Source organism: Cobetia amphilecti (assembly GCF_032923285.1).
Taxonomy (GTDB): Bacteria; Pseudomonadota; Gammaproteobacteria; order Pseudomonadales; family Halomonadaceae; genus Cobetia; species Cobetia amphilecti.
On the sequence record NZ_CP136695.1, the window covers coordinates 3,546,921 to 3,568,241 of the forward strand.

Below are 21,321 nucleotides of genomic sequence, written 5' to 3' on the forward strand. Positions count from 1 at the left end.
CGCACTGATGATGGCCAGGCAAGGCAAGGATGTGAGCGAGACAAGCGAGCCGGTTGAGGATAACTCGGCAATCGAGCCTGCGGTGCGCCCGACCGATCACCCCGCCTACCGCTGCGTGGTGCTGGGGCATGCTGCAGCGGATGACTCCTGTTCGCCGAGCGCTGGTTCACTGAGCTCTGGTTCGCTGAACACTGATTCGCTGGGCAGTGGTTCGCCAAGCCTTGAGCCGCTGAGTGCCGAGCCACTGAGTGTCGAACCGCCAAGCACCGAGCCGCTGATCTCGCATGATCCCCACGCCCTCGCCGCCTCCTTGGCATCTGCGACTGGCAGCGCTGCCTGCGCCTTGCCGAATCACTGCTCTGAATCATCCTCTCGGCCAGCCCGCCTGTGGCTGGCCGAGGCGTGTGTGCTGCCAGCATCCTGTGTTGATTCGGCTGCTCCCTCTATCAACTCCTCGACTGGGGCTTCCCGCCGTCGCTCGCTGCGCGCACGCCAGCCGGATGTGGATAACGCGGACACCCCCGTGTCATCTGCCAAGGCCCGCCGTCGCCAGCAACGTGAAGCCGAATCACACCTCGCCCGCCTTCTGCTCGGTGAACTCGCCGCGGCCCAAGGCATTGTGCTGCCACTGGCCGACTGGTCGCCGCGTGGCCAGGCGCCCCACCATCCTGCGCTACCGGCAGGCTTCTACGTCTCCATCGCCCACCGCCACGGCCATGTGCTCGTCGGCCTCGCCACCGCCCCGCTCGGGCTGGACCTCGAATACCGCAACCCCCGCCACGCCCACGACCTCGACGCCCGCATCGCCATGCTGCCCCTGGACGCACGCGAACGCCTCACCGAGGCATCACACCTCAGCGAGACAGAACGACTGGACGGGTTTTATCGGGAATGGGTGAGGTATGAGGCTATATTTAAGTTAACACACAACCATTTAAATATTAAATTTACTAACTATAAATATTTGTGATTTTTTCAAGCATACGTACAGAAATCTGAAACTCCCTGCTATTAATATGATTTAGTGCTTCATAGGGTTTTGAACCAGCACCACGAGATAATCCTAACTCTTCCTCTATGTCATTAACAAGAGCCAAGCCATAGCCTACTTCATCTTCAATTGCATCCAAAATCTTTTGCGTAGAAATGTCAGCAGCATTCACAGCATCTCTACTCTTGTCTAATTGATGATCTAGATCATATACCGCAACATATGGAATCAGGAAACAGTTTAAAAGCTTGATATATTGGGGAATACTATTTTTCGAACCACAATCAATTGCGGCATACTCATAATTAAATATATTAAACCTTTTTGCTAACGCAGGGATAACCGCTTTTTCAGTCGCGCCTTCTAAGAGTATCACTTTTTTGGCAAAAAACAATTCATTCCTATCCGGATTTATCCAATACGTGAGATTAAAATCTCTTTTTTCATTACCTTCAAATATATCGCCCGCGCACTTCCTTACAACAGTACCTGATTCATCATTACTTTTATCAGCAATATATATAGAGCGATATCTTTCCAAATCAATAAGACCGCTTGAGTGGGTACATATAATTACTTGACTACCTAAATCCGAAAGCCTTACAAAAGAATCAAAAAGCTGCCTTTGTGCTTGCGGATGTAAATATAATTCAGGCTCTTCAAATATAAAATACTTTGAATTTGATATTCTGACATCTTCATCGGTATGTATCCTTCCTGGAGTCTCTTTAGCCAATACTTGTACCAAAGCAAGTGTCAATGCTCTTTGAAGGCCATGACCTTTTCTCACTATATCCGTTCTTACACCATCGTCGATCCAGATCTGAGTATTCGACTTTATAACACTATCAATGTCAGGTTCCTTTATTTCAATATCTATCTTTGTACCCCAGACGCTAAGCTCACGAGAAAGAGAAAGTTCAAGTTCAGTTATTTCCTGAGGCCTTCTTTCATGATGCTCACCATCATCATTTATATTGAAAATTGAAAACAATTCAGCCAACCTTTCTTTAGCCATCCGCCAATCATTATTGCTTTCAGACATAGAGGATATTACACCTGAATAAATTCTACCAAAGACACTAGACTCTTTTGAGATAAAATCAGACACAGCATCTTTCACAGCGGGTATGAAGTACAATTCTCCAAAACTACTTGCAGCAACAGACTTCAAACCCAAGAATTCAGTCTCTTCTTTTTGGTAAACAAATTCTAGCTCCCCTCTATGCTCCTCAATATACGAAGTTTGAGCATTCACTACATCTTGCTTAGTAATCCGCCCTTGAGCAGGTAAGAAATCTATTAAAGGCGTATCTTCAACATTTTCTCTTTTTGTATAACTAGAAGCTTCCTCTTCTCTAAGCCACTCTATAGTACACTTTTCAACAAAACCTCTATATTCAAAGCTTCCTCCTTTGTATGCGGTCTTACGTACAGTTATTTTATTATCAGAAGTCAAATATTTGGTAAACCTGGATTTTTCTTCATTCGATAAATCGTTAAAAACTATCTCAACAAACAAAACTTCAGAGGCACAGTTGAAATCTAAATCCTGGTGTTTTAATTGACTGAAGAAAAACAGTATTGCAGATAATATATTTGACTTGCCGTGATTATTTCTTCCAATAATCACCATTAAATCTTGCGCTTCGATATCTATCTCTTTGATGGACCTCCAATTAGATATCTTCAGAGAATCAAATCTCATAAAAATCTCCTTTAAAATAGAAAATTTTAATCTACTTAAAGAAGTTAACAAGAATAAAAAAACCCGCCAGAGAAATCTCTGACGGGCTTAGAAAAACCATACTGCGAGTTACTTAACGGCGGCGACCACGGTAATTTCACACAGCAGTTCCGGGCTGGCCATGGCGGCTTGTACGCAGGCGCGGGCGGGGGCGTGGCCTTGTGGCACCCAGGTGTCCCAGATGTCGTTGAAGGTCTTGAAGTCATCCATTGTCTTGAGATAGACGGTGGCGGAGAGCAGGTGCTCGCGGTCGGTGCCGACTTCTTCCAGTAGCGCATCGACACGCGCGAGCATGCTGTTGGCCTGGTCCGTGATATTCCCGAAGCGGTGGTCCGGACCGGCGACCTGGCCACACAGGTAGATGGTGTTGTTGTGGATCACGGCGCGGCTCATGCGCGGCTTGGTGTCATGGCGTTGGATGTTCATCGAGAGTGTCCTTGTGCTGTTCTTCTTGGGTAGTGAAAAAATGCCCCCAGCGGTGCTGATACAGAAAAGACCGCTGGCGATACAGGGTGAGGTCAGTCCTTCAGCGTTCCAGATTCGCGCGAGCGGCGCAACGCGACCTGCGGGGAATATTACCCTGTACCAGAAGAACCTGTGGTTTCAGTTATGGGGGCTCTTGTGGTGACACCTGTTGTTTCACGCGTGCTGCCGGTGATGCAGGAAAGCGTGCGTGAATTCTAGACTGCCGGTATACGAAGACACCCGCCAGACAGCAAGACGCCGCGCCCGAGAGATTACGGAAGCGCGGCGTCACGGCAATGATGAAACGGCTCGCTCTCAGCCAATGCTCAGAGAGCCGCCTGAGCGACTCAGACACGGCTCAGCGCAGGATCAGCAGCGGCACCGTGGCGTTGCGAATCATCTCGGTGGTGGTGCTGCCGACCAGCAGCTGACGGATGCGCGAGTGGCCGTAGGCACCCATCACCAGCATGTCGATGGCGTGCTCCTTGGCATATTCGCGCAGACAGGCTTCCACCTCCCCTGCTCTGAAGCTGGCCTGCACGCTGAAACCTGCCGCGGTGAGGGTGTCGCGCGCGGCGTCCAGTGGGGCCTGATGCTCCACCGACTCCGCGCCGACCATCACCAGATGCAGCTCCGCGCCTTGCAGCAGCGGACTGGCCGCCAATACCTCGACGGCGCGCTTGATGGTGGTGCTGCAATCGAAGGCGATCAGCACCCGCGTCGGCTGATTGAACTCGCCCGGCACCACCAGCACCGGACGATGCAGGCTGCGAATCACGCGCTCCAGATTGCTGCCCAGGTGCTCGCTGGCCTGCTCCGCCCCTTCGCCGCGCTTGCCGATCACCAGCAGGCGAATCTCGTCTTCAAGCTCCGCGAGGGTCTCGACCAGCTCGCCATTGCGCTGGCGTGGGCGCGGCTCCGCGATACCCGCCTGCACGGCGCGCTCGTAGGCGGCCTCCAGCATCAGGCGGCCCTGCTCCTGGGCGATACGCCCGCGCTGCTCATCCAGGGTGGCGAGTTCTTCCAGCAGGTGCTCGCGCGCGCCGAGCCCGATGCTGCCGGAGAGATCACTGCTGGCCTCGCCCGCCCCTTCCTGGCGGTCGATCACATGCAGGAAGCTCAGCGGCGCCGAGAGACGCTTGCTGGCCCATACGGCGGCATCACACACGGAGACGGCAAAGGCGGAGCCGTCAATGCAGGCGGTGACCTTGTCATGGCCTGTCAGGGCACTGGCAGAGGATTGGCTCATGGCGTGCTTCCTTATGCTGACGATCAAGGTGGCGCTTCAGGCGCCTGTTTCGAGATTACCACTTTCCGACCCCACCAACGCAAACGGCGGGCAGCCCGTGAAGGACTGCCCGCCGTCTTTACGCATCAATCACGCTGCTGGCGCCGCCGCCCTCGTTCAGGCGGGTGGCGCCAACGGGATCAGTGACCCATCAGCTTCTCGACCGCATCCGGCTTGTCATGCACCGCGAAGCGATCCACCAGCGTGGCGCTGGCTTCGTTGAGGCCACGCACCTCGACCTCGGTACCCTCGCGGCGGAACTTGACCACCACGGTGTCCAGCGCGCCGATGGCGGTGATGTCCCAGAAGTGTGCACGGCTGACGTCGATGACGACACGCTCGACGGTCTCCTTGAGGTCAAAACCGGCCTGGAACTGCTCGCTGGAGGCGAAGAACACCTGACCGACCACGCGGTATTCGCGGGTACGACCATCGGCATTCATGTCGCTGCCGATGTGCAGCACCTGACCGATCTTGTTGGCGAAGAACAGCGCCGAGAGCAGCACGCCGACCAGCACGCCGATCGCCAGGTTGTGGGTCGCGACCACGACGGCCACGGTGCCCAGCATGACGATGTTGGTGGACATCGGGTGGGTCTTGAGGTCACGGATCGACTGCCAGGAGAAGGTGCCGATGGAGACCATGATCATCACCGCGACCAGAGCGGCCATCGGAATCTGCGAGACCCACGGGCCGAGGAACACGACCAGGATCAGCAGCACGACACCCGCCACCATGGTGGAGAGACGCGTACGACCGCCGGACTTCACGTTGATCATCGTCTGGCCGATCATCGCGCAACCCGCCATGCCGCCGAGGAAGCCGGTGACGACGTTGGCCGCGCCCTGGCCCTTGCACTCACGGTTCTTGTCGGACGGCGTATCGGTGAGGTCATCGACCAGCGTGGCCGTCATCAGGGATTCCAGCAGACCCACGACCGCCAGCGGCAGCGAGTACGGCAGGATGATCCACAGGGTTTCCAGATTGAAGGGGATGTCCGGAATCAGGAACACCGGCAGGCTGTCCGGCAGCTCGCCCATGTCGCCGACGGTGCGGATATCCAGACCGACGACCATCGCGAAGATGGTCAGCACGATGATGCAGACCAGCGGCGACGGCAGCAGCTTGCCGACCTTCGGCACCAGCGGCAGCAGGTAGATGATGCCGAGACCGGCCGCCGTCATGGCGTAGACGTGCCAGGTGACGTTGGTCAGCTCCGGCAGCTGGGCCATGAAGATCAGGATCGCCAGCGCATTCACGAAGCCGGTGACCACCGAGCGCGACACGAAGCGCATCAGCGAGCCGAGCTTGAAGTAGCCGAAGATGATCTGGATCACGCCGGTCAGCACGGTGGCGGCCAGCAGGTATTCCAGGCCGTGGTCCTTGACCAGGTCGACCATCAGCAGTGCCATGGCACCGGTGGCGGCGGAGATCATGCCCGGACGGCCACCGGCGATGGCGGTCACCACGGCGATGGAGAAGGAGGCATACAGGCCGACCTTGGGGTCGACACCGGCAATGATGGAGAAGGCGATGGCTTCGGGGATCAGGGCCAACGCCACCACCAGGCCGGACAGGATGTCGGGCCGGAGGTTGGAGAGCCACTGCTGTTTGAGGCTGCTTGTCATCGAGTCGTCCGCAACAGGTTGGGGAAGGTGGTGTGCGTGCTGAATCCTGGCGCTGTCGAGTCAGTCTGGCGTCCGGTTGTTGCAATCTTCATCACTGCCGTCAGGGGCAGTGCCGCTCGCGCCTGGCTCGCGTCGTGAAGTCGCCGTCGTTTCCGGTCGCCCTGTGGCTTTCTTCGCGCCATGAGCTATTCGCTCCGGTCGCCGTGAGGCGTCCAGAGGGCTGTCATTTGACAGTGAATAAACTCGGGGATGGGCGGGATTGTATCAGCTGCCGCCCGCAGACGCATCCGCAGAAGGCGTGCGCGTGGCCTGCAGGTGACGCAGCCGGCGGTCGATCAGGCTCTTGATCAGCATCGCGCCCAGCACCATGGCGCCGCCCGCCCAGCCGCGCAGGGTCAGCGACTCGTCCAGCACCCACCACACCCACAGGATGCCGAACACGCTTTCCAGCAGCATCAGCAGCGCCACCTCGGCGGACGGCAGATACAGCGGACCACGCTGGATCAGCGTGAAGCCCAGCGGCGAGAGCACCAGACACAGCAGCACCAGCCAGCCGGCGCGCTGTCCGAAATCATCGCTCTGCGAGGGCCATAGCTGGGTGAGCACGCTCTCGAGGCCCTCTGCTGCACCCTCGCCTCCCCCTACCCCAGAGACTGCCAACCATGTGCAGGCCAGCAGGCCACACAGCGCGGTCAGCAGTCCCGACAGCGTCAGCATCGGGCTCATGTCGAGGCCCGGGCGCGTGCGACACAGCGTGAAATTGCCCGCCAGTGACAGGCTGCAGCCCAGCGCGAGCAGATTGCCGGTCAGCGAGCCGCTGCCCGCCTCGTCCATCACCAATAGCGTGATGCCCGCCAGCGAGACCAGAATCGCGCCCCACACATGGCGCGGCTGGCGCTCGCCCAGCCATAGCCGCGACATCAGCGCCGCGAACAGCGGACTGGCGGCGAGGATGATCAGCACATTGCCGGCGCGGGTGTATTGATTGGCGAGCACGAAGCCCAGCGTGGAGCCGGTGAACAGCAGCGCGACCCACAGCCCCGTGCGCCCGCAGCCACGCATGCGCGCCAGCGCACTGGCGAAGCGCTGGCCTGGCCCGCCGCGCTGGGTGAGCAGCAGAATCAGCGCAAAGCCGATGGCCGTCAGCAACCCCCGCCAGAACACCAGCGGACCATCGGCGACATCGGCGAGACGCAGCAACAGCGCATCCGGCGAGATCAGCAACACGCCCAGCGCCGTCAGCGCGACGCCACGCGCCTGCAGGGCTCTGGCATCCGGGCCGTGATCGCGGGAAAGGTGGGAGTCAGTCGACGGCTTCATGCACGCTCAGTCCGATTCGATGGACAGGTGCGACTGACGCCAGTCGACCACCGGCCAGCCACGCGCTTCGGCGAACTGGCGCAGCGGCGCATCCGGCTGGGTGGCGTGGGGATGATCGACCCGCTCGAGCAGCGGCAGGTCGTTGTGGGAATCGGAATAGCCCCACAGTGCCTGCGGCGCACGCTTGAGCTGGCTTGCGTCTTCCAGCCAGGCATCCAGCGCCGCCAGCTTGCCTTCGCGGAAGGTGACGATGCCGGTGGTCTCGCCGGTGAAGCGGCCCTGATCATCGAAGGCAGGATGGGTGGCCAGCGCGCCATCGGCGGTCAGGCGACTGGCGATGGGGCCGACCAGATGATGCATGGAAGCTGAGATGATCAGGGTGCGATGGCCCGCCTCGCCGTGTTCGGCCAGCCGTGCGATGCCGCCTTCCAGCAGACGCGGCATCACCATTTCTTCCACGAAATCATCGACTTCACGACGCACCTCATCGCGATGCCGCCCGATGAGCGGGCTGAGCAGATGGCCGGTGTGCTCGTGGATATCCAGGGTGCCGGCGTGATACTCGCTCTGGTGGCGCTCGCCGATGGCCATGAAGGCATCGACATCCTCGATCCAGCCACAGGCGGCCATCCAGCGCATCCACATGCCGGTGCAGTCGCCATCGAGCAGGGTATCGTCGAGATCGAACACCGCCAGCGGGGAATCCAGCTGGCAGAAATGGCGCAGATACCCCTCACCCGGCGGGGATAACGGTGGCAGCAGCGTCACGGCATCGCAGTCGGCACAGAGATCCGCCAGCGGCGAGCGGCGGGCCTCTACCCCGGGGGCAGCATTGAGGGCGCGCGGCGCAGCAGAGGGTGAGGGCATGGTTCGAGTCACGACAGGCTCCGAGTGGACGAGGGAGTCAACGGCTTCCTGCCGTTACTGCGTGACCCTCGCATGCGGCGCCGCGCTGGGCAAGTCCGTCGCGCCTTCATGACCCGCTGTCGCTGCGTGCGGCGCTAGCGCTGGGCGAGTCGAGCCAGCGCCAGGCTGGCAATCGCGGTGTCCTGCACGCCGGTGCCGGTAAGGTCTGCCACCGTGATGAGGGTATCAGTGGCGGTTTCAGCCTGTTCACCGCTGTTCTGGTCACCCTCACGCAGACGACGCACATCGGCCAGAAGCTTGCCCAGCTCGTACACCTCGCATGCCTTGGCCTGGTCTTCATCCAGCCCCTTAAGCTCCCCATTGATTTCCGACTGGGCGCGGCTGTCACACACGAAGTAGTCGCAATCGGTCAGCACGTCGGCTTCCAGCTCACGCTTCTCGGGGCTGTCGGAGCCCATCGCGGTGACATGCACGCCTTCCGGCAACATCGAATATTCCAGCAGCGGCGTGTGGGACGGCGTGGCGGTGATGATGATATCGGCGTTCTGACACACCGCATGCAGGCTGTCATGGCTGCGCACGGTGAGGCCCAGGCGCTGCTCGGTGTCGCGTGCGAAGCGCTCGCCGCGCTCCTTGTCACGCGCCCAGACATCGACACTCTCGATATCGCGTACCAGCCGCAGCGCTTCCAGCTGCAGGCTTGCCTGTTCACCGGCGCCGATCAGCGCGACGCGCTTGCTGTCGGGGCGTGACAGGGCCTCCGCCGCCACGGCACCGGCCAGTGCGGTGCGAATGGCGGTGAGATAGCCGCCGTCATCCAGCAGGGCCTTGGCCAGCCCCGTCTCGGCGGAGAACACCACCATCAGGCCATTGAGGCTTGGCAGGCCGCGGGCGGGATTGTTGAAGAAGCCGGGGCTGATCTTGATCGCGAAGTGCTTGAGCCCCTGGATATGGGCGGTCTTGACGTCCACCTCGCCGTTGGCCTCCTCGATGGCCATCGACAGGATCGGCGGCTGCACCACCTTGCCTTGGCCCAGCGCGATGAAGGCATCGCGGATGGTGCCCAGTGCCGTGGCGTCCAGCCCCACGACCTGCTCGATCTGTTCACGGGAATACGTCTGCATGCTTTCTTGAGTCGGTTCCGTCATGCGCCCTCCTCCTGGTGTGCCGTCATCTGTCCCACGCTGTGAGCCATGGGCGAATAAATCACTGCTGAGCGTCCGCCAGCAGCGCTCGGGCCTGATCGAAACTCTCCAGACTGACACCATTGCCGCTGATGATCAGCGCGACACGCTGGCCGCGGATCGACTCGGCCAGCGCCGGGTCGGTCTCGCCCAGTCGCGAGGCCTCGAGTGCGGCAAGCCCGACCACGGCGGCGCCCTCGACCAGCAGCTTCTCCTCTTCCAGCAGCATCAGCATGGCGCGGGCGATGGCGCGCTCGCTGACCTGATGGTGTTCATCCATCACGCGGCGCACCAGCGGCAGCGTGGTGTGATTGCCAAGCCCGATGCCGCCGCCCAGCGAATCGGCGAGGCTGGCGACCTCTTCCACCTCCACCGGTGTGCCCGCCTGCAGGCTGTGCCACATGGCCGCACCTTCGGTGAGGCTGACGCCATGCACGCGGGTCTCGGGGCGAATCGCCTTGAGCGCCGCCCCGATACCGCCGAGCAGGCCGCCGCCGGACAGTCCGACCAGTACCTGATCGAGCTGCGGGCAATCCTCCATCAACTCAAGCCCGATGGTGCCCTGACCGGCCGCGATCAGCGGGTCATCGAAGGGTGGCACCGCCAGCATGCCCTCCTCCTCGACCAGCCGATTGACCTCGTGGAAGGCCTCGTCCTGGCTGCGCCCGACCCGGCGCACCTCGACACTGCCGCCAGTGGCACCGCCCAGCTCACCCAGCGCCTCGATGGCACGCACCTTGTTGGCGGGCACCTGCTCGGAGAGACAGATGACCGCCCTGAGGCCACGGCGCATCGCGGCGTAGGCCAGCGCGCGACCATGGTTGCCGGTGGAGGCGGTGGTCACGCCGCGCTGGAGGCGCTCGTAGGCCTCCCCAAAGGCCTGCTCCGCCACGGCGGCCAGCAGATTGCTGGCCCCGCGCAGCTTGAAGGCGCCGGTGGGCTGGCGGGTCTCCAGCTTGAGCAGAATCTCGGCATCGAAGCGGCGCGACAGCGCCGGTGAAGGCACCAGCGCCGTGCGTTCGACACCCGTGGCCGTCGATGAATGAAACAGCCGCTGGCGCGCGGCATAGATATCGGCCAGCGCCAGCGGCGTTTCCCGTGTGCTCCTGAGCGGGGGTAAGGTCAATGCCATGGCTTACTTGTCACCAGAAATCAGGTCGCCATTGTCGACAAGCTCCTGATGCACCTTGTCCACGGCGCGACGCGCGCGGGCGACGATGTCATCGATTTCCTCAGGCGTGACCACCAGCGGCGGCGCGAAGCCGAGGATGTCGCCCTGCGGCATGGCGCGAGCCACCAGGCCTTCCTCGAGGGCTGCCGCGGAGATGCGCGGGCCGACCTTGAGCGCTGAGTCGAACGCCTTGCGCTGTGACGGCTGCGGCGAGAACTCCAGCGCCGCCAGCAGGCCGATGCCCCGCACATTGCCGACGATGGGGTGATCGGCGAAAGCCTCCTGCATGGCGTTCTGCAGATAGGCGCCGGTATCGCGGGCGTTGTCGACCAGGCCCTCGCGACGGATGATCTCCAGGTTGGCGACACCGGCGGCGGCGCCCAGCGCATGGCCGGAGTAGGTCCAGCCGTGGCCGATGGGGCCGAATTCGCCGGTGCCCTGCTCCAATACCTTCCACACACGGTCACCGACGATGACCCCGGACAGCGGCTGATAGGCGCTGGTCAGGCCCTTGGCGATGGTGACCAGGTCCGGCTTGATGCCGAAGTGCTGGTAGCCGAACTGGCTGCCGATGCGCCCGAAGCCACACACCACCTCATCGCAGATCAACAGGATGTCGTGGCGCTTGAGCACGGCCTGGATGGCCTCCCAGTAGCCCTCCGGCGGCGGCACGATGCCACCGGTGCCCAGCACCGGCTCGCCGATGAAGGCGCCGACGGTCTCCGGCCCTTCGGCCTGGATCATCGCCTCGAGCTTCTCGGCGCACCAGGTGGAGAATTCGCGCTCGCTCATCTCGGCGCACTCGGCGGGACGGCGGTAATAATCCGGCGCCTCGGTGTGCAGGATGCCCGGAATCGGCAGATCGAAGTGATCATGGAAGGCCGCCAGCCCGGTCAGCGAGCCTGAGGCGATGCCGGAGCCGTGATAGCCGCGCCAGCGCGAGATGACCTTCTTCTTCTCCGGCTTGCCGATCACGTTGTGGTAATAGCGCACCAGCTTGAGCTGGGTCTCGTTGGCATCACTGCCGGACATGCCGTAATAGACCCTGGACATGTCGGGGCCGGCCAGCTCGAGAATCTTCTCGGACAGCGCGATCTGCGGCTCGTTCGAGTGGCCGACATAGGTGTGGTAGTAGCTGAGCTTGAGGGCCTGCTCGTGGATGGCATCGGCGACTTCCGTGCGCCCATAACCGATGTTGACGCAGTAGAGGCCGGCGAAGCCATCGATCAGCTCACGCCCGTCACGCTCGCGGATGCGGATGCCTTCGCCACCGGTGATCACGCGGCCCGGTGCATCGCCCTGGGCGTAATCGCGCAGGTGGGTCGAGGCATGGAAGGTGACCTTGCGATCACGGCGAATCAGCTCATCGGTCGAGGTCGCGTCGTCGAAGCTGGCGGCCTGACTCAGGGTGTTATCGGTGCTCATGTGACTCTCCGAATGCTCAACTAGGGGCGATCGACCGGTGGTGCTCAATGGCCACCGGTCGCCATGATCGACATGTGACAGTGAAGGATGTCCGTCTCAACTTCCGGAGGCGCTTTCCAGTCCCCCCAGACAGTAGTACTTGATATCGAGATATTCCTCGAGCCCCTGACGGCCACCTTCGCGACCCAGACCAGATTGCTTGACGCCGCCGAAGGGAATCGGCGCGCCGGTCATCTTGACGGAATTGACCGAGACCATGCCGAAGCGCAGGCCACGCATCAGTTGCCAGATGCGGCGCACATCATGGGTATAGACGTAGGCGGCGAGGCCGTATTCGGTGTCGTTGGCCATCGCGATCACCTCTTCCTCATCGTGCCAGGCGGTGATGCCGGCCACCGGCGAGAAGGTTTCCTCGCGCCAGACGCGCATGTCCGGCGTGATGTCGGCCAGCAGCACCGGCATGAAGAAGTTGGGGCCCGGCGCCATGCTCTGGTCGCCGTGGATCAGCCGCGCGCCACGCTCGACGGCGTCATCGACGATGGTCTGCGCCTTGGCGACGGCGTCACGGTGGATCAGCGGGCCAAGGTCGATCCCCTTCACCTGGCCATTGCCGACCTTGAGCTGCTTCATGATGCGCGCGAAGTGGCTCAGGAAGTCCTCGTAGAGGCTGTCGTGGACCAGGATACGGTCGGCCGCGAGGCAGTCCTGACCGGAGGTCTGGAACTTGGCATCGACGGCGGCGCGCGCAGCCTCCTCCGGGTCCATGTCCGGCCCGACGATGAAGGGCGCATTGCCGCCCAGTTCCAGCGAGACGCGCTTGACGCTGTCGGCGCACTGCTTCAGCAGCAGACGCCCGACCCGCGTGGAGCCGGTGAATGACAGCCCGGCGACGCGCGGGTCATCACACAGCTGCCTGGAGACCTCGGAGGCCTCGCCGGTGATGACGCTGAAGACACCAGCGGGAATGCCGGCACGCTCGGCCAGCTCCGCCAGCGCCAGCGCCGAGAACGGCGTCTCGCCGGCCGGCTTGACCAGCACCGTGCAGCCCGCCGCCAGCGCGGCCGCGGCCTTGCGAGTGATCATCGCCAGCGGGAAGTTCCACGGCGTGATCAGCGCCGCGACACCGATAGGCTCACGCACGGTGCCCAGCGCGGCATTTGGGATATGGCTGGGAATGGTCTCGCCGAAGGCACGATTGCCCTCCTCGGCGAACCAGTGAACGAAGCTGGCGCCGTATTCCACCTCGCCACGCCCATCGTCCAGCGACTTGCCCTGCTCACGCGTCATCAGCATGGCCAGGTCTTCCTTGTGGGCGCGGATGAGGTCGTACCAGGCATCCAGCAGCTCGCCGCGCTGGTCGACGCGCAGCTTGCGCCATTCACGCTGGGCCGCATCGGCGGTGGCGATGGCGGCGTCGATCTGCGCCTCCTCGAGCCACGGCACCTGGCCGAGGCGCTCGCCGGTGGCGGGGTCGAAGACCGCCTCCTCGCGTCCGCCTTCGCCATGCACCCAGCAGCCATTCACGTAGGCGAGCTGGCGAAACAGGCGCGGGTCTTCCAGGGCAATGCCTTGGCTGGCGAACTGGGTGGGCTCGGACGTCGCTCCGTCCTGGGAAGTTGCCCACTGTCGTGCAAGAGATTGAGCACTCATCGCTTGTCTCCCGGGCCGCACGGCCGTCATCTGAGAAGGCGGAACACCGCCAAAGACAACGCCCACCGAAACGCGGCGGGCGTCATGTGATGACCTCAGTGTGGGGGAGATGAGACGTGGAGACTTTCGGAATACCCGCCAACGACTTGGCGTTCTTTCTGTTGTGGCGGGCAAAGTGCGGATTCTTTCTGTGTGGCGAGTTCCTGACTAGACCGTTATAGATCGGACCGAAAGGGCTCAGGCGGTCACGACGTCACTCTCGGTCAGCTCGGCGTAGAGTTCCGGGTAGGCTTCCTGGAGGCGCTCAAGTTCGGTGCGCGCATGCGGGATGGCATCGGTCAGCTGCTGCCATTCCTCGTCACTGAGGTTGTCGCGCATCAGCGGGAACAGCTCCTGGCGCTCGGCACGCAGGTAGTCACGGTGTGCCTCCACATACTCGCGCAGGTCGGCATTGAACTGGTCCATCGGGATGATCTGGTCCATCAGGATGCTGTCGAGATTGTCGGACAGCTTGTCCAGACGCTCGTGCAGGGTGCGATATTGCTGGATGAGGCGCTGACAGAGTGGCGCGGCGTCTTCGGAGCGTTCGCACAGCATCTGGGTGCATTGACGCTCCAGCGGAATGATGAAGCCCTGCATGTAATCGAGAATGTAATCCACCACCTCACGCATCATGCGAAAGTCGGGACGCTCACCACTGACGAGCGTCTTGTGGCGGTGCGAAAGCACGTGCAGCAGACGGGCCATGTTGGCGTGGTCCTGGCGCAGCTGAGTCACATTGGGCATGACTTCCTCCTCCTTACGGAACAGGTGGCCGATGCTGGCAGACAGCGCTGCCGCCTCGGGCATTGCTACCGAATGTAGCAATGTCGTCACCTAGAAGTGTAGGACACATCCCCCGAGCGCCAGTTAGACGTTGGGTGGGATTGCCTAAATGAGCGTGTCATGCTGTCAGGAAAACATGACAGTCTGGTGCAATGCCACGCGCGGCCTGAGGCCGCTGACTGAGCGCGCTGCCCCTGCTGATTTGTACAGGCCTGCAGGATCGGCCATGATGAGCGCAATACTGCCCCACGCCTGCCGGAGCCAGACTCGCCGATGGATCTTTTTGCCGATACCGCCTCGAATTCCCATGCGCCACTGGCCTTCCGCATGCGTCCGCGCACCCTGGATGACTACATCGGACAGACAGCGTTGGTCGGGCCTGACATGCCGCTGCGCCAGATGGTGGCCTCCGGCGTGGTGCGCTCGATGATCCTGTGGGGGCCGCCGGGGGTCGGCAAGACGACGCTGGCCGAGATTCTGGCCAAGGGCTGTGATGCGCATCTGGAGCAGCTCTCGGCGGTGATGGCCGGCGTCAAGGACATCCGCGAAGTGGTGGAGCGCGCCAGACACTTCCAGGCCAGCGATCGCCAGACGGTGATGTTTCTCGATGAGATCCACCGCCTCAACAAGAGCCAGCAGGATGCCCTGTTGCCGCATGTGGAATCCGGCCTGCTGACGCTGATCGGCGCGACCACCGAGAACCCGTCCTTCGAGGTCAACTCGGCCTTGCTGTCACGGGCGCGGGTCTATGTGCTCAAGGCCCTGGAGACGGATGACCTGATCGAGGTGCTGACGCGCGCCCTGCAGGATGAGGTCAACGGCCTCGGCAAGCGTCATATCGAAGCCAGCCGCGAGACGCTGACCCGCATCGCGCGCTCGGCCTCCGGCGATGCACGCCGCGCCCTTGGCCTGCTGGAGACCGCCTGTGACTTCGTGCGTCGTGAGCCAGACGCTCAGGGGGGAACGCGCGAGATACTCGAGGACAGCTCGCTGGAGGCCGTGCTGGGCCATCAGGCCTCCAGCTTCGACAAGCAGGGCGATGACTATTACGACCTGCTGTCGGCGATCCACAAGTCGATACGCTCCTCGCGGCCCGACGCGGCGCTGTTGTACATGGCGCGCTTCATGGATGGCGGCGGCGACCCGCTGGATGTCGTGCGGCGTCTGACGGCGATTGCCTCCGAGGATGTCGGCAACGCCGACCCACGCGCCCTGCCGCTGACCATCGCCGCCTGGGACGCCTATCTTCGCCTCGGTGACTACGAGGGCCAGCGCGCCATCGCCCATGCGGCGATTCATCTGGCCATCGCGCCCAAGAGCAATGCCATCGAGGTGGCCTGGAAGGAAGCCAAGGCCTTCGTGCGCCAGCAGCCCCACTTCGGGGTGCCGGTCTACCTGCGCAATGCCCCGACCACGCTGATGAAGGAGCTGGGCATGGGCGAAGGCTATCGCTATGCCCACAACGAGCCCAATGGCTATCCGGCCGGCCGCTCCCACGATGCCTGGCCAGAAGAGCTGCCGACCCAGCAGTTCTATCGCCCGACCCAGCATGGTGGCGAGAAGCGCTTCGCCGAGATAGAGCGCTGGCGCCGCGAGCAGGACGCCGCCGCAGACCGTGGCGAGACGCCCGGACAGAGCTGATCAGCGGCGAATCCTGCGCGCACATGGCTGCCAAGTCGCGACTGGCACAGACAAGAACGCCCGGACCAGATGGTCCGGGCGTTCTTGTTTATTCAAGCGTATTCAGGATTTGCGCTGCACCTTGGGCGTGATCACTGCTCGCGAATGACGTCGGCGCCTTGCGGGATCTGGAACACGAAACGGCTATCCTGCAGCGACGGGTTGTACTGCACGTTGCTGAAGTCGATCGCCGTGCGCTGGCCGGTGGAATCCGCCATCTGCAGCATGTCGAGCTGCTCGCTGTCGAAGGTCAGCTTGAGGCTTTCAAACAGCGTATCGGCCTGTTTGGGCGTCAGCGTGAAGGTCTCACGTGCGCCCTGCTGCTGACGCTTGACCGCATAGTTGGCGGTCAGCTCACTGGCACGACCGGACAGCAACAGCGCCGGCGTATGGGTGACACGCTCATCCAGCGGCTGCACGGTGACCTGCTCGAGGTCCGGGTCATGCAGATAGACTTCCTTGCCATCCGACACCACTTCCTGACGGTACGGCGCATCGACGCTCCAGCGGAACTTGCCCGGGCGCGACAGCCACATCTTGCCCTTGGCTTCCTGCAGACGCTGACCGGAGGCATCGAGGATCTGCTGATCGAAGTCGGCAGCATAGGTCTTGAGCGGCTCCAGCAGGCGCGACAGGCGATCGCCTGCCGATTCCTCGGCGTGCGCTGGCAGAGCGGCCATGCCCAACATCAGCGCGGCGCCCAGCCCCTTGGCCAGACGAGCGGTCAACGAAGAAGCGAAAGAACGGGACAATGTCTTCATGAAACTCCTTGCGATGAGGAAGACCAGTGGCAAGCCTCGGCAACGGGCACCGATGCCCTGCACCTGACCATCATCATTTCAGCGATTCGGGATGATCACTGCCAATATCCTGCTGGCAGTGATCTGTTATCTGACGTCTTTGACACGAAGGGGAGCAAAAAGCTCCCCTTCGTGTGTTCCAGCGTGCAGCGACCAGGCCTGCGGCGGCTAGCCGCTGTGGTTGGGCGCGATCACTTCCCGCGAGCCATTGGTGCCCATCGCGGAGACGACACCGGCCATCTCCATCGCCTCGACCAGACGCGCGGCGCGGTTGTACCCGATCTTGAAGCGACGCTGCACGGCAGAGATGGAGGCACGACGCGACTCGACCACATAAGCCACGGCCTCATCGTAGAGCGCATCCTGCTCGGCATCGCTGTCCTCGCCTTCAGCCTCGAGACCGGCCAGCGCATCCGCCTGCACACCACCGGTGAGGATCTCCTCGATGTACTCCGGCGAGCCGCGACGCTTCCAGTCATCGACCACACGGTGAACCTCGTCATCATCGACGAAGGCACCGTGAACGCGCGTCGGCATGCCGGCACCGGCCGGCAGGTAGAGCATGTCACCGTGACCCAGCAGGTCCTCGGCGCCGCCCTGATCAAGGATGGTGCGCGAGTCGATCTTGGAGGAGACCTGGAAGGCCATACGCGTCGGGATGTTGGCCTTGATCAGGCCGGTCACCACGTCCACCGACGGACGCTGAGTGGCCAGAATCAGGTGAATCCCCGCGGCGCGCGCCTTCTGGGCCAGACGTGCGATCAACTCCTCGACCTTCTTGCCGACGATCATGAACATGTCGGCAAACTCGTCGATCACCACCACGATGTAGGGCAGCTTGGCGAGCACCGGCGGATGCTGGTGCATCTCCCAGGGCTGCGGCTCCCACAGCGGGTCAGCGATCTGGGCACCATGTGCCTCGGCTTCATCGATCTTGGCATTGAAGCCGGCCAGGTTGCGCACGCCCATGGCGGCCATCAGCTTGTAGCGACGCTCCATCTCGGCGACACACCAGCGCAGGGCGTTGGCGGCCTCCTTCATGTCGGTCACCACCGGCGCCAGCAGATGCGGAATGCCGTCATAGACCGACAGCTCCAGCATCTTGGGGTCGACCATGATCATGCGCACTTCGTCCGGCGTGGCCTTGAGCAGCATCGAGATCAGCATCGAGTTGATGCCGACTGACTTGCCCGAACCGGTGGTACCGGCGACCAGCAGGTGTGGCATCTTGCCGAGGTTGGCCACGACAGGGGCGCCACCGATGTCCTGACCCAGTGCCAGGGTGACCGGAGATTCCGCCAGCTGATAGGCATCGGAATCGAACACTTCACGCAGGCGAATCATGGCGCGGTTGGGGTTGGGAATCTCGATGCCGACCGTCGGACGGCCCGGAATCACCTCGACCACACGCACGCTCTTGACCAGCAGCGAACGCGCCAGGTCCGTCGACAGGTTGGAGATCTTGGACGCCTTGACGCCCGGTGCCGGCTGAATCTCGAAGCGCGTGATGACCGGTCCCGGCCAGACATCCGCCACCTCGGCCTTGACGCCATACTCGCGCAGACGCACCACCAGCAGCTCGGCCATCTGGTCGAGTTCTTCTTCGCTGTAGTTGGGCTTCTGGGCGTCCGGCGGCGTCAGCAGACTCAGCTGTGGCAGGTCCCCTTCCGGCTCGTCCTCGTGATCGGCACCTTCATGGCGCTGACTCTGCATGTGCTCCACGGTCCACAGTGTCGGGCCGGAGGGGTCACTGGCAGCCGCCTGTGCATCCTCCGCCGTCGCCAGACGACCGCCGCCCGGCACCATGCCGGACTCATCGCCGTCATAGGCCCAGGAAGGACGATCGGCCGGCGCGGGGGTCGCTTCCGGCGTGGCTGTCGGCGCCTCGAAAGGCGGCACATGCTCGGCCTGAAGCGCAACGGAATCGGGCTCCGATGGCACGACCGGCTCGGCCGGTTGATGAGGCGCTGCAGGCTGACGCGACTCAGGGGCATGCTGCTGCGGCGTCGTGGCAGACGGGCTGCTCGGCGCCGCAGGCGCGTCTGCCGGTGTCGGGGCGTTGCCCGCCGGCTGCTCGAAGGCATCATCCCAGGAGACGACCGCCTTGCGAGCGGGAGTCTCGGATGAGGCCGCCGCGACACCGGCAGCCATCACACCCGCACCGGCTGCCAGCCCTGCGGCCGTGGCGAATTGACCACCACTGCCGGGCAGCGGCGCATCATCGTCGTCCCTGGGCTCCGGCGGCTGATTGCGGCTATCCGGCGCGGCATCGCTGCGCTCGCGCGCAAGTTGCGCGTCGCGCTCACGCTGTGCCTCTTTCTCGAGCTGCGCCTGTTTCTCGAGCTGCGCTTGTCGCTCTGCCGCTTGCTGCTCGGCTGCACGCTGCGCTTTCTGTTCTGCTTCGCGCTGTGCTTTCTGTTCTGCTTCGCGCTGCGCTTCCTGCTCTGCCAGACGCTGCGCTTCCTGATCAGCCAAGCGCTGCGTTTCCTGCTCGCGAGCCAGCTCTTGAGCCTGAGCTTGTGCCTGAGACGGAGCCATGTGAGCTTCGGCCTCGCCCTGCACCTGAGCGTCTTGCGCCGTCTCGTGACGAGCCGTGTCGTGTCGAGCGGTCGGCGCAAAGGCAGAGGCGGCGTCCCAGGCAGCAGGGGCAGCCGTGCTGTCGGAGGCTGATGCCGTGTCTTCGACGGCTGGGGCTGGCGTCGCCGCCTTGGGAGCCTGTGTCGTGGCTGAGGCGTCAGCATGACGCTGGCGCTCGGCCTCAATGGCAGCGGCTTGCGGCAGACGGGAGCGCGTGACATCGGCATGCGCGACACGCGGCGCGGAGGCGGCCTCTGCCGCCACGGCGGTCTTCAGGGCCGCTGCCAGATCAACCCCTTCGATGCTGACATTGGCGCTCTGCACCGTCATGCGCTCGGTGTAGGCAGCGCCCGGCACCTTGGCGGAGGGCGTGGTTTCAGCGGTCTGCCACGGGATATCGGTGCTGCGGTCATCCGCGAAGTCATCGCGAGCGCTGATGGCCTCGTCGGTGCCGCCATCCAGAGACGGCTCGACACGGCGCTGGCCGCGCGGCTCGGCGGCGATGCCTTCTGCCTCCTGACGGCGACCAAGCAGAATCTCGTCGCTGTCCTCGCCCCACTCCTCCTCGCGGGCACGCCGGCCCGGCAGCAGACGCTGCCACCAGCTCAGTCTGGGGGCCGGGTCGCGATCCGAGTCATCCTCTTCACCGTCCTCGTGCGTCAGCGACTCTTCGGCGTAGGCTGCCTCGTCATCGTAGCCGTCCTGATCGTCGCGGCGGCTGTTGAAGCGCTCGGCGAACCAGCCGGACACCCGCATGCAGCCATTGCCCAGCTCATCCATGACCGTCAGCCACGACATGCCGGTAAACAGCGTGAAGCCGCACAGGAAGCTGGCCATCGCGACCAGTACCGTGCCGCCCATGCCGATCAATGGCGTCAGTGCCCCGGCGATGCCCTTGCCGAGGATACCGCCCGCGCCGTTGGTCAGCTGGCTGTCGGGGCTGTAGAACTGGATATCGCCGATGACGCAGGTCGCCATGATCAGCAGGAACAGGCCGCCAGCGCGCACCGCGATGGTGGTCGGATCCCACACCAGCTCAGTGCTGGGCTGACGCATCAGACGCCAGGCACCGAAGCCCAGCATCGCCGGCCACCACAGGGCACTGCCGCCAAACAGCGAATACAGTACGTCTGACAGCCAGGCGCCGATGCTGCCCATCCAGTTGCTGGGAGTGAGTTCAGGGCCGCTGTAGGACCAGCCGGGGTCCGTCGGCGCATAGCTGAACAGCGCCAGCAGCATGAATACGCATAGGCTGAGCATGAGAATGACCACGCCTTCACGGCTGACGCCCTGCAGGGTGGTGGTCAGGCGTGACGGTGGTCGCGCTGCCTTCTCCGCACGCTGCTCGGCGCGGATGGCCTGGCGTTCGGCGCGTTCGGCCTGACGCTCGGCGCGGCGCTGGGCTGCAGGGCTCTCTTCCTGCACGCGCGGCTTGTTTCTGGCCTTGGCAGCAGGCTGGCCGCTGGCGTCCTTACTCGCGGGCTTGCCCGAGACGCGCGGCGTCTTGCGTGCCGGGCTGGACTCAGTGGCCGAAGCACCGCGCAGACGCGCGAAGAAGCCCGGCGAGTCCGCTTTCTGACGGGCACGCTTCCTGGGTGTTGCTGCCGCACGGCGGCTACGGGTTTCAGGCTTGGCCTGTTCCCGACTTGTCTTTCTGGCACTCTTGGCAGTCAAGTCGCCATCCCCCTTGCACCTTGTGGGCG

15 protein-coding genes are annotated in these 21,321 nt (G+C 62.8%); 2 read left to right on the plus strand and 13 right to left on the minus strand.

What is annotated here, in order from left to right; translation table 11 throughout:
* Positions 1 to 7: 7 nt before the first annotated feature.
* On the plus strand, positions 8 to 970 hold the full coding sequence (locus tag R1T44_RS15120) for a 4'-phosphopantetheinyl transferase family protein (RefSeq protein WP_284726659.1): 963 nt from the start codon (positions 8 to 10) through the stop codon (positions 968 to 970).
* On the opposite strand, the gene R1T44_RS15125 is transcribed toward R1T44_RS15120, so the two are convergent.
* The 11 genes from R1T44_RS15125 to R1T44_RS15175 all read right to left on the minus strand — a co-directional run bounded on the left by R1T44_RS15125 (position 951) and on the right by R1T44_RS15175 (position 14,522).
* The gene (locus R1T44_RS15125; RefSeq protein ID WP_317292263.1) at positions 951 to 2,699 is read right to left on the minus strand and encodes an ATP-dependent nuclease; all 1,749 of its coding nucleotides are present in this window, start codon (positions 2,697 to 2,699) and stop codon (positions 951 to 953) included. The two genes, R1T44_RS15120 and R1T44_RS15125, sit on opposite strands and share 20 nt — an antisense overlap.
* Before the next feature lie 108 nt (positions 2,700 to 2,807).
* Positions 2,808 to 3,164 carry a RidA family protein gene (locus tag R1T44_RS15130; RefSeq protein ID WP_043331456.1) on the minus strand — a complete coding sequence of 119 codons (357 nt, stop codon included), beginning with the start codon at positions 3,162 to 3,164 and terminating at the stop codon, positions 2,808 to 2,810.
* 397 nt (positions 3,165 to 3,561) lie between these two features.
* Complete coding sequence (locus tag R1T44_RS15135) at positions 3,562 to 4,452, minus strand: universal stress protein (RefSeq protein WP_284726661.1); 891 nt, start codon at positions 4,450 to 4,452, stop codon at positions 3,562 to 3,564.
* Positions 4,453 to 4,631: 179 nt separating this feature from the next.
* Positions 4,632 to 6,119, minus strand: a complete 1,488-nt coding sequence (locus R1T44_RS15140; RefSeq protein WP_054555610.1) for a SulP family inorganic anion transporter — start codon at positions 6,117 to 6,119, stop codon at positions 4,632 to 4,634.
* A 264-nt stretch (positions 6,120 to 6,383) separates the two neighbouring features.
* Positions 6,384 to 7,439: a DMT family transporter gene (locus R1T44_RS15145; RefSeq protein WP_284726662.1), complete on the minus strand. Its 1,056-nt coding sequence runs from the start codon at positions 7,437 to 7,439 to the stop codon at positions 6,384 to 6,386.
* A gap of 6 nt (positions 7,440 to 7,445) precedes the next feature.
* Positions 7,446 to 8,306, minus strand: coding sequence for an HAD family hydrolase (locus R1T44_RS15150; RefSeq protein WP_284726663.1), 861 nt, complete (start codon positions 8,304 to 8,306; stop codon positions 7,446 to 7,448).
* A gap of 134 nt (positions 8,307 to 8,440) precedes the next feature.
* Positions 8,441 to 9,454 (minus strand): cyclodeaminase, encoded by a 1,014-nt coding sequence (locus R1T44_RS15155; RefSeq protein WP_284726664.1) that lies wholly within the window; start codon positions 9,452 to 9,454, stop codon positions 8,441 to 8,443.
* Positions 9,455 to 9,512: 58 nt separating this feature from the next.
* A complete protein-coding gene (locus R1T44_RS15160; protein WP_284726665.1) occupies positions 9,513 to 10,622 on the minus strand; it encodes a pyridoxal-phosphate dependent enzyme in 1,110 nt (369 codons plus the stop codon).
* Positions 10,623 to 10,625: 3 nt separating this feature from the next.
* Positions 10,626 to 12,086, minus strand: a complete 1,461-nt coding sequence (locus R1T44_RS15165) for an aminotransferase (RefSeq protein ID WP_284726666.1) — start codon at positions 12,084 to 12,086, stop codon at positions 10,626 to 10,628.
* Positions 12,087 to 12,182: 96 nt separating this feature from the next.
* A complete protein-coding gene (locus tag R1T44_RS15170) occupies positions 12,183 to 13,736 on the minus strand; it encodes an NAD-dependent succinate-semialdehyde dehydrogenase (protein ID WP_084589215.1) in 1,554 nt (517 codons plus the stop codon).
* A gap of 237 nt (positions 13,737 to 13,973) precedes the next feature.
* Positions 13,974 to 14,522 carry a hemerythrin domain-containing protein gene (locus R1T44_RS15175; RefSeq protein WP_043331576.1) on the minus strand — a complete coding sequence of 183 codons (549 nt, stop codon included), beginning with the start codon at positions 14,520 to 14,522 and terminating at the stop codon, positions 13,974 to 13,976.
* Positions 14,523 to 14,834: 312 nt separating this feature from the next.
* Between R1T44_RS15175 and R1T44_RS15180 the strand changes: the two genes are divergently transcribed.
* Complete coding sequence (locus R1T44_RS15180) at positions 14,835 to 16,202, plus strand: replication-associated recombination protein A (protein ID WP_153636423.1); 1,368 nt, start codon at positions 14,835 to 14,837, stop codon at positions 16,200 to 16,202.
* A gap of 131 nt (positions 16,203 to 16,333) precedes the next feature.
* On the opposite strand, the gene lolA is transcribed toward R1T44_RS15180, so the two are convergent.
* Together lolA and R1T44_RS15190 are read right to left on the minus strand one after the other, a co-directional pair.
* Complete coding sequence (gene lolA / locus R1T44_RS15185) at positions 16,334 to 17,002, minus strand: outer membrane lipoprotein chaperone LolA (RefSeq protein ID WP_054555615.1); 669 nt, start codon at positions 17,000 to 17,002, stop codon at positions 16,334 to 16,336.
* Positions 17,003 to 17,209: 207 nt separating this feature from the next.
* The gene (locus R1T44_RS15190; RefSeq protein ID WP_284726667.1) at positions 17,210 to 21,292 is read right to left on the minus strand and encodes a DNA translocase FtsK; all 4,083 of its coding nucleotides are present in this window, start codon (positions 21,290 to 21,292) and stop codon (positions 17,210 to 17,212) included.
* Positions 21,293 to 21,321 lie beyond the last annotated feature (29 nt).